Source organism: Kitasatospora sp. GP30 (assembly GCF_029892145.1).
Classification (GTDB): Bacteria; Actinomycetota; Actinomycetes; order Streptomycetales; family Streptomycetaceae; genus Kitasatospora; species Kitasatospora acidiphila.
In genome coordinates this window covers 17,561-31,906 of sequence record NZ_JARZAH010000061.1, presented here as the reverse complement: position 1 = coordinate 31,906, position 14,346 = coordinate 17,561, and the positions used below count along the sequence as shown (strand labels likewise).

At 71.8% G+C, this 14,346-nt stretch carries 15 protein-coding genes; 3 read left to right on the top strand and 12 right to left on the bottom strand.

All coding sequences use genetic code 11. The features are described 5' to 3' along the window. Positions 1-145: 145 nt before the first annotated feature. From P3T35_RS38630 to sodN, 4 genes are all read right to left on the bottom strand, one after another. Positions 146-1,243: an RNA polymerase sigma factor SigF gene (locus tag P3T35_RS38630; protein ID WP_280709597.1), complete on the bottom strand. Its 1,098-nt coding sequence runs from the start codon at positions 1,241-1,243 to the stop codon at positions 146-148. Between the two features lie 231 nt (positions 1,244-1,474). Then, a complete protein-coding gene (locus P3T35_RS38625; RefSeq protein ID WP_323809153.1) occupies positions 1,475-1,882 on the bottom strand; it encodes an anti-sigma regulatory factor in 408 nt (135 codons plus the stop codon). Between the two features lie 240 nt (positions 1,883-2,122). After that, positions 2,123-2,599: a GNAT family N-acetyltransferase gene (locus P3T35_RS38620; protein WP_101382178.1), complete on the bottom strand. Its 477-nt coding sequence runs from the start codon at positions 2,597-2,599 to the stop codon at positions 2,123-2,125. 100 nt (positions 2,600-2,699) lie between these two features. Next, positions 2,700-3,095 carry a superoxide dismutase, Ni gene (gene sodN / locus P3T35_RS38615; RefSeq protein WP_101382179.1) on the bottom strand — a complete coding sequence of 132 codons (396 nt, stop codon included), beginning with the start codon at positions 3,093-3,095 and terminating at the stop codon, positions 2,700-2,702. A gap of 325 nt (positions 3,096-3,420) precedes the next feature. Here sodN and sodX point away from each other — a divergent pair, with 325 nt between their 5' ends. After that, positions 3,421-3,795: a nickel-type superoxide dismutase maturation protease gene (sodX, locus tag P3T35_RS38610; protein WP_267286696.1), complete on the top strand. Its 375-nt coding sequence runs from the start codon at positions 3,421-3,423 to the stop codon at positions 3,793-3,795. On the opposite strand, the gene P3T35_RS38605 is transcribed toward sodX, so the two are convergent. The 4 genes from P3T35_RS38605 to P3T35_RS38590 all read right to left on the bottom strand — a co-directional run bounded on the left by P3T35_RS38605 (position 3,779) and on the right by P3T35_RS38590 (position 7,229). Continuing rightward, complete coding sequence (locus P3T35_RS38605; protein ID WP_101382180.1) at positions 3,779-4,426, bottom strand: CGNR zinc finger domain-containing protein; 648 nt, start codon at positions 4,424-4,426, stop codon at positions 3,779-3,781. The two genes, sodX and P3T35_RS38605, sit on opposite strands and share 17 nt — an antisense overlap. Positions 4,427-4,497: 71 nt before the next feature. Then, entirely contained in the window at positions 4,498-5,250 is a 753-nt protein-coding gene (locus tag P3T35_RS38600; RefSeq protein WP_101385258.1) for an amino acid ABC transporter ATP-binding protein, read from the bottom strand. A gap of 31 nt (positions 5,251-5,281) precedes the next feature. Next, the gene (locus P3T35_RS38595) at positions 5,282-6,247 is read right to left on the bottom strand and encodes an amino acid ABC transporter permease (protein ID WP_280709593.1); all 966 of its coding nucleotides are present in this window, start codon (positions 6,245-6,247) and stop codon (positions 5,282-5,284) included. A 34-nt stretch (positions 6,248-6,281) separates the two neighbouring features. Next, complete coding sequence (locus tag P3T35_RS38590; protein ID WP_101382181.1) at positions 6,282-7,229, bottom strand: ABC transporter substrate-binding protein; 948 nt, start codon at positions 7,227-7,229, stop codon at positions 6,282-6,284. Positions 7,230-7,801: 572 nt separating this feature from the next. Here P3T35_RS38590 and P3T35_RS38585 point away from each other — a divergent pair. Beyond that, positions 7,802-8,998, top strand: coding sequence for an NADP-dependent malic enzyme (locus P3T35_RS38585; RefSeq protein ID WP_280709591.1), 1,197 nt, complete (start codon positions 7,802-7,804; stop codon positions 8,996-8,998). Positions 8,999-9,105: 107 nt separating this feature from the next. After that, the gene (locus P3T35_RS38580) at positions 9,106-10,068 is read left to right on the top strand and encodes a zinc-binding dehydrogenase (protein WP_101382182.1); all 963 of its coding nucleotides are present in this window, start codon (positions 9,106-9,108) and stop codon (positions 10,066-10,068) included. A gap of 45 nt (positions 10,069-10,113) precedes the next feature. Here the strand turns inward: P3T35_RS38580 and P3T35_RS38575 are convergent, their stop codons facing one another. The 4 genes from P3T35_RS38575 to P3T35_RS38560 all read right to left on the bottom strand — a co-directional run bounded on the left by P3T35_RS38575 (position 10,114) and on the right by P3T35_RS38560 (position 14,271). After that, entirely contained in the window at positions 10,114-11,076 is a 963-nt protein-coding gene (locus tag P3T35_RS38575) for a PadR family transcriptional regulator (protein ID WP_101382183.1), read from the bottom strand. A gap of 6 nt (positions 11,077-11,082) precedes the next feature. Further along, the gene (locus P3T35_RS38570; protein ID WP_101382184.1) at positions 11,083-11,991 is read right to left on the bottom strand and encodes a DUF4097 family beta strand repeat-containing protein; all 909 of its coding nucleotides are present in this window, start codon (positions 11,989-11,991) and stop codon (positions 11,083-11,085) included. 191 nt (positions 11,992-12,182) lie between these two features. Further along, positions 12,183-12,362, bottom strand: a complete 180-nt coding sequence (locus P3T35_RS38565) for a DUF6104 family protein (RefSeq protein ID WP_101382185.1) — start codon at positions 12,360-12,362, stop codon at positions 12,183-12,185. Positions 12,363-12,414: 52 nt separating this feature from the next. Further along, positions 12,415-14,271: a serine/threonine-protein kinase gene (locus P3T35_RS38560; protein WP_280709588.1), complete on the bottom strand. Its 1,857-nt coding sequence runs from the start codon at positions 14,269-14,271 to the stop codon at positions 12,415-12,417. Positions 14,272-14,346: the final 75 nt, after the last annotated feature.

The following is a 14,346-nucleotide window of genomic DNA, read 5'->3' as shown; positions in this document are numbered from 1 at the left end:
GCCGGGTCGGGGGCGGCGCCACACCCCTACGGCCCCCGGGGGGCGGCCCCCGGGCGCCCCCCCCGCGCGGTGCGACCCCGCCCGGGGCTCACCCACACCCGGGGCGCGCGCCTGGCGGCGCGCGCCCCGGCGCATGTCCGGCAGGTCACTCCTCGACCAGCAGCTTGTCCCGCAGCTGGGCGAGGGTGCGGGCCAGCAGACGCGACACGTGCATCTGGGAAATGCCCACCTCGGCGGCGATCTGAGACTGCGTCATGTTCCGGAAGAACCGGAGCACCAGGATCTTCTGCTCGCGCTGCGGCAGTTGGGCCAGCAGCGGCTTGAGCGACTCGCGGTACTCGACGCCCTCCAGGGCCTCGTCGGTGGCGCCCAGGGTGTCCGCCACGGCCGGCGACTCGTCGTCGCTGTCCGGCACGTCCAGGGACAGCGTGGAGTAGGCGTTGGCCGACTCCAGGCCCTCCAGCACGTCCTCCTCGGAGATGCCCAGGTGCTCGGCCAGCTCGTGCACCGTGGGGGAGCGGCCGTGCCGCTGGGAGAGCTCGCTGGTCGCGGTGGTCAGCGACAGCCGCAGCTCCTGCAGCCGGCGCGGCACCCGCACCGCCCAGCCCTTGTCCCGGAAGTGCCGCTTGATCTCGCCCACGATGGTCGGGGTGGCATAGGTGGAGAACTCCACCCCGCGCTCGTGGTCGAACCGGTCCACCGACTTGATCAGGCCGATGGTGGCCACCTGGGTCAGGTCGTCCAGCGGCTCACCGCGGTTGCGGAACCGCCGGGCCAGGTGCTCGACCAGCGGGATGTGCATCCGGACCAGCCGGTTGCGCAGCTCCACCCGCTCCGGGGAGCCCTCGGGCAGCGCGGCCAGCTGGACGAACAGGGCCCTGGCCGCCTCCCGGTCCGGGGCGGCGGTCTTGTGCCGGTCCGCGCCCTGGGCCGGCAGCGCGGCCCGCACCGCCTCGGCCAGCTCCTCGTCCCCGTCCCGCACCGCCCCTGGCGCCTGCGGGTGGGCCTCGTCGGACGCCGGGTCCGGCGTCGGGTCGGTGGGCTGGCTCATCCGCTGGGCGTCCTTCGGGTCAGCGTCCTGGGAGGCGGCGGGCCCTGGCTCGGACCCGCCGGACTGCGCCGGCACGGTAGGGCGCCGGGCGGCCGCTGGGCGCGCGGCCGGGCCGCCGCCGGACGGGGCGTCCGTCGGCAGGCCGTCCACGGGCCGGGGCCCGACGGCGGAGTTGCGATCCAGATCACTCACGGTGATCCCCCGTTCCGTTCCGGGAGCGCCCGGACCGCCGACGCGGCCGGGCCATCACATCGATTGTTCCGCGACCGGGCCCATTGGCGGGAGTGCCCCGGGTCGTGGAACGTCCGGCCGCGGGCCGGACGCGCCGGTCGGTCCAGCCTCCGGCCGGGCGTTCTCGATCGGTCCGGCCTTCGGCCAGGCACCTTCGCTTGGTCCGGCCTCCGGCCGAATCCTGGTTCACGGCTATAGCGGGTTCCCGCCGCGCTTCTTGTGCAGACTGATGCTGACCGTCCGGTCGTCGGCCACCGAGGACTCCACCTCGCCGGCCAGCGCCGAGAGCACCGTCCAGGCGAAGGTGTCCCGCTCCGGGGCCCGGCCGTCGGTGGTCGGGGCCGAGACGGTGACCCGCAGGGCATCCCCGACCAGCCGGAACTCGCAGGACAGCACCGATCCGGGCACCGCCTGCTGGAGCAGGATGGCGCAGGCCTCGTCCACCGCGATCCGGAGATCCTCGATCTCGTCGAGAGTGAAGTCCAGCCGCGCCGCGAGACCGGCCGTGGCCGTCCGCAGCACCGAGAGGTACGCCCCCTGGGCCGGGAGCCGGACCTCCACGAAGTCGTTCGCCGCCGGCTCCTCGGGAGCGCCGTCGATCTGGGACACCCTCACCTCCTGGGTGACGCGCTGTGCTTGGGCCGGGGCCTGGGCACGTTCTGTTGCATGGCTCAACTGCTTCGCCCCAACTGTCTTGAGGGGTGGTGCGGTACGTCCCGTGTCCTACCCAGCCTGGCGGCGCTGGACGCGGGCCGTCCGCCGAGACGTTACCGCGATCGGACGAGAGATGTCGCGACTCGCGACCCAATTCCCCCGCCCGGGGTCCATCGAGGGCGCGGGTCAGCTGCCGCCCAGCTCGCGCAGCGCGTCCCCGGTCAGCCGGTAGACCGTCCAGTCGTCCATCGGCTGGGCGCCCAGCGACTTGTAGAAGCCGATCGACGGCTCGTTCCAGTCCAGCACGCTCCACTCGAACCGGCTGTAGCCGCGCGCCACGGCGATCCGGGCCAGCTCGGTGAGCAGCGCCTTGCCGTGGCCGCCGCCGCGGTGCGGCGGGCGCACGTAGAGGTCCTCCAGGTAGATCCCGTGGGTGCCCGTCCAGGTCGAGAAGTTGCGGAACCAGAGCGCGAAGCCGGCGGTCTCGCCGGTCGCGTCGTCCTCGGCGATCAGTGCGTACACCGCGGGCTGCGCACCGAACAGCGCCTCCCGCAACTGCTCCTCGGTGGCCTTCGCCTCGGGCAGTGCCCGCTCGTAGTCCGCCAGTTCGCGGATCAGCTCGATGATGGCGGGGACGTCGTCGACGACTGCGCTCCTGATCATGCCGCCGAGCGTACTGGGCCGACCGGGTGAGCGGCGAAACGCACGACGGCGCCGCGCACCCGGCGGGTGCGCGGCGCCGTCGAGGACGCGAGCGACGAGCTCAGGCCTTCTTGGTCTCCCAGAAGATCTTGTCGATCTCGGCGATCAGGTCGAGCAGAGCCTGGCCGGTGGCCGGGTCGTTCGACGCCTTGGTGGCCGAGGCGGCCTTCAGGGCGCGGTTGAACAGGTCGTGCAGCTCCGGGTACTTCTCGAAGTGCGGGGCCTTGAAGTAGTCGCTCCACAGCACCGACAGGTGGTGCTTGACGGCCTCGGCGCGCTGCTCCTTGATGATGATGGCGCGCGTGCGGAAGCTGGCGTCCTCGTTGGCCTGGTACTTCTCCTGAGTGGCCTTCACCGACTCGGCCTCGATGCGGGCCTGGGCCGGGTCGTACACACCGCAGGGCAGGTCGCAGTGGGCGTGAGCGGTGACCCGCGGCGCAAACAGACGAGAGAACATGGGAGTCCTTCCTTAGATCGTCTTCCCGCGCCGAGATTACCCCGCCGGATGCGGGATCTCATGGCCGGGACGGGGACCTAAGGCAAAAGGCCGAGTCGGAACCGGTCGATAACGGGCACACGTTGTCGATGCGGGATGCTGGTCCCTGGAACGGGTGACGGTGCTCGGCACGTTCCTGACATTGCCCGACGGGACTTGGTACGACGAGGAGGTGGGCAGCATGGCGGCACTGCGGCGGCGCGACACTGACGCAGGCCCAGAACCCGTGGTCCGCACGGGTGGCGGACTCTTGCCGTTCGGAGTGGTCGATGTGGACGGGCCCTCGATGGTCCCGACCCTGTACGACGGCGACAAGGTGGTGGTCAAGTACGGCGCCCGGATCCGAGCCGGAGCGGTCGTCCTGGTCCGCCACCCGATGCGCCAGGACCTGCTGGTGGTCAAGCGCGCCGCCGAGCGGCGCAGCAAGGGCTGGTGGCTGCTGTCGGACAATCAGTTCCTGGGCAACGACAGCCGGGACTTCGGCCCGGTGCCCCAGGAGCTGGTGCTCGGCCGGGTGCTGCTGCGGGTCAGCCCCAGCGTGGGGTGGCTGGCCCCGGCCCACTGGCTGGAGCGGCTGCTGTGCCGCTGGCCGCTGGGCCGGGTGCCGGGGCTGGCGGCCCGGTTCGGGGTGGCCCGCGGCCGGCTCAGTCCGTCGCGCTAGCGGTGGCCGGCCGGGCCTGGTCCGGCGGCGCCTGGGCCGACTGTGCGTGCGCCGACTGCGCGTGCGCCGCCTCGGCCCGCTTGCGCGCCCGGTAGGCCGCGACATTGGCCCGGGTCGCGCAGCGGTCCGAGCAGTACCGCCGGGAGCGGTTGGTCGAGGTGTCCAGGTAGGCGTTGCGGCACGGCGCGGCCTGGCAGATGCCCAGCCGGTCCGCGCCCAGCTCGGTCAGGTGGATGGCCAGGCCCATGCAGGCCACCGCGGCGAAGTTGGCGGTGGCGGTGGGCGCGTTGTCGGCCAGGTGCAGGTGCCAGCGGGGGCGGCCGCTCTCGTCGAGGTAGTCGTGCCCGGACACCTGCGGGCTGACCGGGTACTCGGCCAGCAGCCCGTTCAGCAGGTCGACCGCGCTCCCCTCGCGGCCTGCCGCGGCCTCCTCGAAGACGGCCCGCAGCCGGCTCCGCAGCTCGCGCATCAGCGGCACGTCGTCCGGGCCGGTGAGTAGGGCGGCGCCGGACTCCGGGTAGCTGAAGAGGTTGCGCGCGGCGTCCACGCTGACCAGAGCGTCGGTGCCGCGCTCCGGCTCCTCGCTGTTGACCAGCCGGACGGCGTAATCGGCGTACAGGGCGAGCTCCACGGGGTCCTCCGAGGGAGCGGTAACGGGTGAGTCGCCTCAAGCCTATTACGCCGTCCGGGTTCCGGACACTTTCAGAGGACCTTGGAGAGGAATGCCTTGGTCCGGTCGTGCTGCGGATCGGTGAGCACGTCCCGCGGGTGGCCGGATTCCACCACCACGCCGTCGTCCATGAAGACCAGTGCGTCGCCGACCTCGCGGGCGAAGCCCATCTCATGGGTGACCACGACCATGGTCATGCCCTCCTCGGCGAGCCCGCGCATCACGTCCAGCACATCGCCGACCAGCTCCGGGTCGAGCGCCGAGGTGGGCTCGTCGAAGAGCATCAGCTTGGGGTCCATGGCGAGTGCCCGGGCGATCGCCACCCGCTGCTGCTGGCCGCCGGAGAGCTGGGACGGGTAGTTGGCGGCCTTGTCGGCCAGGCCCACCCGCGCCAGCAGCTCCCTGGCCCGCTCCCGGGCGGCGGCCTTGGGCGTGCCCTTGACCTGCACCGGAGCCTCGACGATGTTCTCCAGGGCGGTCATGTGCGGGAACAGGTTGAAGCGCTGGAAGACCATGCCGATGTCGCGCCGCTTGCGCGCCACCTCGCGCTCCTTCAGCTCGTACAGCCGGTCGCCCCGCTGCTGGTAGCCGACCAGTTCCCCGGCCACCGAGAGTCGGCCGCTGCTGACCTTCTCCAGGTGGTTGATGCAGCGCAGGAAGGTGGACTTGCCCGACCCGGACGGTCCGATCAGGCAGAACACCTCGCCCTGCTTGACCTCCAGGTCGATGCCCTTGAGCACCTCCACCAGGCCGAAGGACTTGCGCACCCCCTCGGCCTTGACCATCACCGAGCCGGGCACCTGGTCGTGCACCGGGTCAGACACCGGGACCACCGCCTTCCAGGGGACGCACGGCCGGTTCGGTCGGGAGCTTCACCCGGATCGCCCGCAGCTTCTGCAGCGGGGTCGGCGGCAGCGCCCGGTTGGCGCCGCGGGCGTAGTACCGCTCCACGTAGTACTGGCCGATGGTGAGGATCGAGGTCAGGAACAGGTACCAGATCGAGACCACGACCAGCAGCGGGATGTTCTTGAAGTTGTGCGAGTAGATGTTCTGGCCGGCCCGGAACAGCTCCTCCAGCGAGATCACGGTGACCAGCGAGGTGGTCTTCAGCATCGAGATGGTCTCGTTGCCGGTCGGCGGGATGATCACCCGCATCGCCTGCGGCAGCACGATCCGGCGCATCGTCTGGCCGCGGCTCATGCCGAGGGCGTGGGCGGCCTCGCTCTGGCCCTCGTCCACCGACTGGATGCCGGCCCGGACGATCTCGGCCATGTAGGCGGCCTCGTTCAGGCCGAGGCCCAGCAGGGCGGCCGTGAAGGTGGGTACCAGGGTGTTGGTGTCCTGGGACCAGAACGCCGGACCGAACGGCACACCGATCGAGATCCGCTGCCACAGCAGCCCCAGGAAGCCCCAGAACACCAGCTGCACCAGGACCGGGGTGCCGCGGAAGACCCAGATGTAGAGGTACGAGCTGCCGGAGAGCAGCGGATTGTGGGAGAGCCGCATGATCGCCAGCAGGATGCCGCCGATCACGCCGATCAGCATCGAGTAGACGGTCAGCTGCAGGGTCACGCCGACGCCGTGGACGATGCTCGGGTGGAAGAGGTAGTGGCCGACGGTCGGCCAGTCGAAGACCGGGTTGGATATCAGGGCGTGGAGCAGCATGGCCAGCAGCACGAGGATGACGACGGCGCCGGCCCAGCGTCCGGGGTGGCGCACCGGCACTGCCTTGATGGTGTCAGGCAGTGCCGGGCGAGCCTCCCCCTGTTTCGTCTGGTTCACGGGAGTGACCTAGGGGGTGAGAGGGCGGGCGGTTTCAGCTGACGGCGCCGTTGACCACGGACTTGGTGATCGCCCCGGCCTGGACGCCCCACTTCTGCAGGATCTGCGCGTAGGTGCCGTCGTCGATCAGCGACTGGATGGCGCCCTGGATCGCCGGGGTCAGCGGGGAGCCCTTGGCGACCACCGCGCCGTACGGGGCGGTGTCGGTGGTGTCGCCGACCTTCTCCAGCTGCCCGCTGATCTTGATCGCGTAGTCGACCACCGGGGAGTCGGCGAGCATCGCGTCGTCGCGGCCGGCGACCAGCGCGTTGGTGACGTCGGTCTGCAGGTCGAACTTGTCGCCGTCGTTCGGGATGGTCGGCTTGCCGGCCTTCTGGCAGGCCGGGTTGAGGGTGTTCTTGATCTCGTCGGCCTGGGTGGTACCGGTCTGCACGGCGACCTTCTTGCCGCACAGGTCGGTGGCCGAGATCTTGTTCGGGTTGCCCTTCTTCACCGCCATGGAGGTGCCCGCGGTGAAGTAGGTGACCATGTCGACGGTCGCCTCGCGGTCCTTGCTGTCGGTGAAGGAGCTCATGCCGAGCTGGAACTTGTTCGACTGGATGCCCGGGATGATCGCGGTGAACTGGGAGTCCTGGACGTCGGCCTTCAGGCCCAGCTTGGCCGCGATGGCGCCGGCCAGGTCGACGTCCATGCCCTGGATGTGGCCGCTGTCGTCCTTGAACTCATTGGGCGCGTAGGAGGCGTCGACGCCGACCACCAGCTTGCCGCTGGACTTGACCGCGGCCGGCAGCCGGGCGGCCAGCGAGGGAACGGCGGTCGGGGACGTGATCGAGCCGGACGACGAGCCGGACGACGAGCCGGACGACGAGGAGGTGCTGCTGGTGCTGCTGGTACTGCTGCAACCGGTGACCGCCAGGCTGCCGGCGATCAGCACGGAGCCTAAGGCGGCGAGGCGGGTGCGGTGAGTGCGGACGACGCTCATGTGCGGGGGCCTCCTGTGAGAGGGTCAGGCGGATCTGCCGCGGTGACGGGGTGTGAGCGGGCGGGCCACCCTCCGCCGAGGTGGTGCAGGAGATCCTGCCACCACCGAACTGTTGAGCGGAGCACCAGTGAGATCAAAAATGCGTAACGGGAGCTGCCGATCCTGGTGCGTTTCGCCTGAGCAGGCTCTGATCGGCGGTCCGCCGGCGGCTGCGGGGCGACGTGGCCTTCGTCTCTCCAGGCCGGTCTGCCGGGGTTCAGGGCACTGTGTCAGAATCACCTATCGGGTGACCCCCGATACCAGCCAGTAACCAACGGCTCGCCACAGAGCCGGGGTGTCGAGGACCGGAAGTCGATGACGCCGACTCCGTATCCGCGGCGCCGAAGCGTCGTGCGGACCGTAGCGCGCAGCTACATCCCCAAAAAATCCCTCATAGAGGGCGACCCGCTGGCGGCCGCCTGACCACCCGGCTCCGGGCCCGCTCGCGCGGGTCCCCGGTGTTTCAGCGTCCCCCGGAACGGTCATCGGCCATCGGCTGTCGCCCTCGCTGATCTAATGACGAAGAGGTCATCGTGGCAGCGGAGATCATTCACCCTCGTTCCTCGGATCCCGAGGATCCGGTCGACGCCGTGTTCGCGCTCCATCGGGGCGGCAAGATGGCGGTCGCCGCGACCGTGCCGTTGCGCGACGCGGACGACCTGTCCCTCGCCTACACCCCCGGCGTGGCCCGGGTCTGTACCGCCATCGCCGAGCAGCCGGAGCTCGTCCACGACTACACCTGGGTCGCCAACACGGTCGCGGTGGTCACCGACGGCACCGCCGTGCTGGGCCTGGGCGACATCGGCCCGGCCGCCTCGCTCCCGGTGATGGAGGGCAAGGCGATCCTGTTCAAGCAGTTCGGCGGCGTGGACGCGGTGCCGATCGCGCTGAACTGCACCGGCGTCGACGAGATCGTCGAGACCGTGATCCGGTTGGCCCCGTCGTTCGGCGGCGTCAACCTGGAGGACATCTCGGCGCCGCGCTGCTTCGAGATCGAGCGCCGGCTCCAGGAGGCGCTGGACATCCCGATCTTCCACGACGACCAGCACGGCACCGCGATCGTCACCACCGCCGCGCTGTGGAACGCGGCCCGGGTGACCGACCGGAAGATCGGCGACCTGCGCGCGGTCATCTCCGGCGCCGGCGCGGCCGGCATCGCGATCGCCAAGATGCTGGTGGCCGCCGGGATCGGCGACGTGGCGCTGTGCGACCGCCGCGGCGTGGTCCACCAGGGCCGCGAGGACCTCACCGACGTCAAGGCGGAGATCGCCGCGCTCACCAACAAGAGCGGCCGGACCGGCTCGCTGGCCGACGCGCTGGCCGGCGCGGACGTCTTCATCGGCGTCTCCGGCGGGACCGTGCCGGAGGAGGTCGTGGCCACCATGGCGCCGGGTTGCTTCATCTTCGCGATGGCCAACCCCAACCCGGAGATCCACCCCGAGGTGGCGCACAAGTACGCCTCGGTGGTCGCCACCGGCCGCTCCGACTTCCCCAACCAGATCAACAACGTGCTGGCCTTCCCCGGCATCTTCGCCGGCGCGCTCTCGGTGCGGGCCTCGCGCATCACCGAGGGCATGAAGCTGGCCGCCGCCGAGGCACTGGCCGGCGTGGTGGCCGAGGAGCTGACGCCGCAGAAGGTGATCCCCTCGCCGTTCGACGCGCGAGTGGCCCCCGCGGTCAGCAAGGCGGTCGCCGAGGCGGCCCGCCAGGAGGGCGTCGCCCGGATCTGATGATCCGACCGGCTGACGCCCCGTCGGCAGCGGGCCCGGGACACGCGGTGGAGGTCACACTCCGGCGTGGTTCCGGGCCCCGCCCGTCGGCGGCTAGTGTCCGGACCATGTTCGCCGCCTACGCCGCCCGAATCGACCCCGACGATCCCCTGGCCGGACTCGAACTCGGGGAGCTCCCCGAGCCCGAGGCGCGCCCGGGCTGGAGCGTGGTGACCGTCAAGGCCGCCTCGCTCAACCACCACGACCTCTGGTCGCTGCGCGGCGTGGGCCTGCCCGCCGAACGGCTGCCGATGATCCTGGGCTGCGACGCGGCCGGGATCGACGAGCACGGCAACGAGGTGGTCATCCACTCGGTGATCGGCCAGAGCGGCCACGGGGTCGGCCCCGACGAGCCGCGCTCCATCCTGACCGAGCGCTACCAGGGCACCTTCGCGCAGCGGGTCGCGGTGCCCACCTGGAACCTGCTGCCCAAGCCGGCCGAGCTCTCCTTCGAGGAGGCCGCCTGCCTGCCCACCGCCTGGCTCACGGCCTACCGGATGCTCTTCACCAACGCCGGGGTGACCCCGGGCCAGACCGTGCTGGTGCAGGGCGCCGGCGGCGGGGTGGCCACCGCGCTGATCGTCCTCGGCAAGGCCGCCGGGCTGCGGGTCTGGGTCACCGGGCGGGACGCGGCCAAGCGGGACCGGGCGCTGGCGCTGGGCGCCGACGCGGTCTTCGAGAGCGGCGCCCGGCTGCCCGAGCGGGTGCACGCGGTGATGGAGACGGTCGGCGCGGCCACCTGGTCGCACTCCGTCAAGGCGCTCCGCCCCGGCGGCACCATCGTGATCTCCGGTGCCACCTCGGGCCCGAACCCCAAGGCCGCCGAGCTGAACCGGATCTTCTTCCTGGAGCTCAAGGTGGTGGGCTCCACCATGGGCACCAAGGAGGAGCTGGCCGACCTGCTCTCGCTCTGCGCCACCACCGGCATCCGACCGGTGATCGACGCCGTCCACCCGCTCACCGAGGCCCGCGATGCCTTCGCCCGCCTCGCCAAGGGCGACGTCTTCGGCAAGCTGGTGCTGCGGCCCTGAAAGCCGAAGGGCCCGCCTGCCGGCGGGCCCTGACCGCGGCGCTGGTCAGCGCAGCAGGCGGCGCAACTGCTCGGCCGCGCCGGTCAGCACGGCGCGGGCCTCCCAGAGCTGCTCCTCGGTGACCTCGTCCGCGTCCCGAGCGGCGTCCCGCACCTGGTCGCGGAACCGGTCGAGGAGCCGGTCGAGTTCGCGGGCCGGGTCGCCGCCCGGCTCGCTACGGGCCCAGTCGGGGAGGTCCTGCGGGGCCTCCTTGCCGAGGTCCACCTTGGGGGCCTCGGCGGAGCCGGCGCCCCAGCGCGACGGGTCGGCCAACCCGGCCAGCCCGCGGGTGAGTTCGGACAGGCCCTCGGACAGGCCGGTCGGCCAGTCGCCGTTGCCGACGTGCTCGCGGAACTGCTGCTCCACCCGCTTCTTGATCCGCAGCGCCTCCTGCTGGGCCGCCTGGCGGACCGCCTGCGACTGCTCGCGGGCCTTGCGGGCCTCCTCCTTGGCCAGCTTGGCCTGCTCCTTGGCGGCCTTCTCCTGCTCCTTGGCCCGCTTGGCCTGGGCCTTGAACTCGGCGAACTCCTCCTTGGTGCGCTGCCAGCCGGCCGCGTCGGCCCAGCCGGGGCTCTCGGGACGGCGGGCGGTGCGGGCCGCGTTGCGCAGCTCCTCGCGCAGGTCCTTGGCCGAGTCCCGGACGTCCGCCCGGATCGCGTCGGCGAGTTGGGTCACCGAGGCGTCGATCTCCGACTCCAGCTCGGCCAAGTCGGCCTGGCGGCTGAGCAGTTCGTCCCGGCCGGCGTCGGTGATCCGGTAGACCTTGCGGCCGCCCTCGGTGGAGTGCTCCACCAGGCCTTCCCCCTCCAGCTTGGCCAGCCGGGGGTAGACCGTGCCGGCGGAGGGCGCGTAGCGGCCCTGGAAGCGCTCCTCCAGCAGGCGGATCACTTCGTAGCCGTGCCGGGGCGAGTCGGCCAGCAGCTTCAACAGGTAGAGCCGCAGCCGGCCGTGCCCGAAGACGTTACTCATGCTGTGTCACTCCGTCCCGTCCGAACCGTCCGTCAGCTCCTTGACCAGGCTGGGGGTGTCGTCCTCCGGCCGGGCCAGCACCGAGACGGAGCCGGAGACGGTGGTCACCTCCAGCGAGCCGCTGCCCGCGCCGAGGATGCCGGTGAGCCGCTGGCCGCCCCAGGTGCCGCCGAGCTTCAACTCCTCGAAGGCGGTGGAGAACTTGCCGGTGGTGCTGCCCGCCTCGACCTTGGTGTCGGCGGGCCGGGGGAGCCGGATCGCGACGTCGCCGCTGACCGTGTTGGCCCGCACGTCCGCCGGAGCGGCCCCGGTGAGGTCCAGGGTGACCACGCCGCTGACCGTGTTGGCGCGGACCGTGGTGGCGGTGCCGGCCACCACCGTCAGGTCGCCGTTGACCGTCTTGAGCTTCAGCTCGCCGCCGACCGACTGGGCGTCCACGTCGCCGGAGACCGAGTTGGCCTCGGTCTTGCCGCCCAGCCCGACCAGGGTGGTGGCGCCGGTGATCGCGTACACCGCGGTGTCGGTCTGCAGGCCGGAGACGGTGGTGTCGGCGGAGACCGAGCCCAGCTTCACCACGGCATCGGCCGGCAGGGTCAGCGTGACCACGGCGCGGGACTTGCGCTTGCGCTTGAGGGAGGAGACCAGGTCCTTGAACCCGTCCTTGATCGCGTCCATCGTCTTCAGCTGGCCGCCGAAGCCGAAGTCGTTCCAGGAGAGGTGCTGGTAGGTCACCGTCAGCACCCCGTCGACCAGGCTGACCTGCAGCGGCTCACCCTTGAGCTCGGTGACCTCGATCCGGGCCGGGCCCTCGGCGGCCACCACGTTGAGCGCGCCGGCGATCATCCGCACCTGCGCCGACTGCACCGGCTCGTCCAGGACGATGCTGTCGGGCTCGCTGACCGTCCACTGGTTCATCGAAAGTCCTCCCGTTGGCTGGGCGCCGTCGTACGCTGGAGTGGCGACGATCCGGCAAGTCGCGATGTATCGCGTCTTTCGAGAAACACGATATATCGCGTGGCGGTGGAGTCAAGTGCTTCGCCGCGCCGAATTGCGAAGGGCCCGGGAGGCGGTTGCCTCCCGGGCCCTCGTGCGTCGTGCCGCGCGGGTCAGTCGTCGTCCTCGTCGTCCAGCCGGGCCAGCCAGGTGGCCAGCCGCTCGACGGGGACCTCGAAGTCGGGGTTGAGGTCGACGAACGTGCGCAGCTGCTCGGCCAGCCACCCGAGGGTGACCTCCTCCTCGCCGCGCCGGCTCTCCAGCTCCTCGATGCCGCGGTCGGTGAAGTACACGGTTCTGCTCCGGAAATCTGGGGGTCGGGCTACCTGGTCAGGATAGACGCGCTCAGCTGCCGCCCTGCCAGGTGCTCACCGAGAGCTTGACCTCGCCGGTCTGCTCGTCGGCCGCCTCGATCGCGGCGATCGCGATGTCATGCGTCGAGCGGTCCCGGACGCAGAGCAGCCGGCCGGCACCGGCGTGGCCGAAGGTCAGGTCGGAGTCGGGGTGGGTGTCGATGGCGGTGTTGCACTGGCCGGGCGTCACCGAGGGGTCCGTGATCACCGCGAAGTCCGAGTCGTCGTCACCGTCGCTCACGAAGGTGTTGGCCCGACTGCCGCCGGCGCCGCCGGTGTTGTGCAGCCCCAGCACCCACTTGCCGCTGGTGCCGGAGGCGATCAGCTTGCCCGCGGTCAGGTCCACCCGGTAGGCCTCGCTGGAGTACTCGGCGGCCGGGATGTCCAGCTCCACCTTGCTCACCAGTGGCGTCCAGCCGGTCGGTCCGCCGGTGGCCGACACCCCGTCGCTGGGCGTGTCGGTGCTGTCGGGCCCGGTCGGGGCGGTCACCGGGGAGTCGCCGGCGGGCGGTGTCGTCGGGGCGTCCACCGCCTGCTGCTGCCCGCTGCCGGAGTTGCCGGAGGAGCTGCCCGCCTTCGGGCCCGAGTCGCCCCGGGAGAGCAGCACGCCCACCAGCGCGCCGCCGAGCGCCATCACCAGGGCGACCGTCAGCAGGGTCCTCCAGGACACCCCGCGGCGCTTCCCGGCCGGTGCCAGTCCCGGTGCGGGCAGCTGCACGGTCGGCTGCGGCTGCGGCTGCGGCTGCGGTGGCGGGAGCGGGGCGGTGAACGCCTCGGCGCCCGGGGGTGGCAGCGCAGGGCCTGACGGAGGCTCAACCACCGTGACGGGCACGGTCGGTGGCGCCATGGCGGGTACGGGCGGAGCGCTCGGCATCGGCGGTGCGGTCGGCACCGCCGGCTGCGGCCGCGGCGGCGTGCGCGGCAGGTCCGAGCGCCGGGTGATCTCGGCGCTCACCGGCAACGGCAGCCAGTTGTCGGCGAACCGCAGCTGCCCGCCCACCGCCGGGTGCTCCCGGGCCACCTCGATGATCTCGGCGGGCTTCGGGCGCTCCTCGGGCGACTTGGCCAGGCAGCGCAGCAGCAGCTCGCGCAGCTCGGCCGGCACGCCCGCCAGGTCCGGCTGCTCGTGCACCACCCGGTAGAGCACCGCGGTCTCCGGCCCCTCGCCGAACGGCGGCACCCCGCTCGCCACGTAGGCGGTCAGCGCGCCGAGCGCGAAGACGTCGGTGGCCGGGGTGATCGCGCCGCCCTGGGCCTGCTCGGGTGCCATGAAGGCGGGCGAGCCGATCCGGTAGCCGGTGCCGGTCAGCGCGGTGGCGTCGGCGGCCCGCGCGATGCCGAAGTCGATCACCCGGGGCCCGTCCGCGGCCACCAGCACATTGGCCGGCTTGAGGTCGCGGTGCACCACGCTGACGCTGTGGATCGCCTGCAGCGCCTCGGCTATGCCGCCCAGCAGCAACAGCACCGTGCGCACCGGCAGCGGGCCGTGCTCGCGCACCACCTGCTGCAGCGAGGGGCCCGGCACGTACGCGGTGACCAGCCAGGGAGCGTCGGCGGCCGTGCCGGAGTCGATCACCTGGGCGGTGTAGAGGCCGTGGATCCGCTGGGCGTTGGCCACCTCCTGGCCGAACCGGCGGCGGAACTCCGAATCCTCGGCGAACTCGGGCCGGACCACCTTGAGCGCCACCGGCCGGCCGCCCGGCGTGTACGAGAGGTAGACCCGGCCCATGCCGCCGGCGCCCAGTCGGGCGAACAGCCGGTACCCGGCCACCTCGTCCGGATCGCCCGGCAGCAGCGGCTGGAAGACCGGGGGCGGGGGCATGGCGGAACGCGACTGATCGGCAGGCATGGCGCAGACATTAGCGAAGGGCCCGCTCCATGATCGGAGCGGGCCCTTCACCGTTGCTGACGTGGTGTCAGCGGC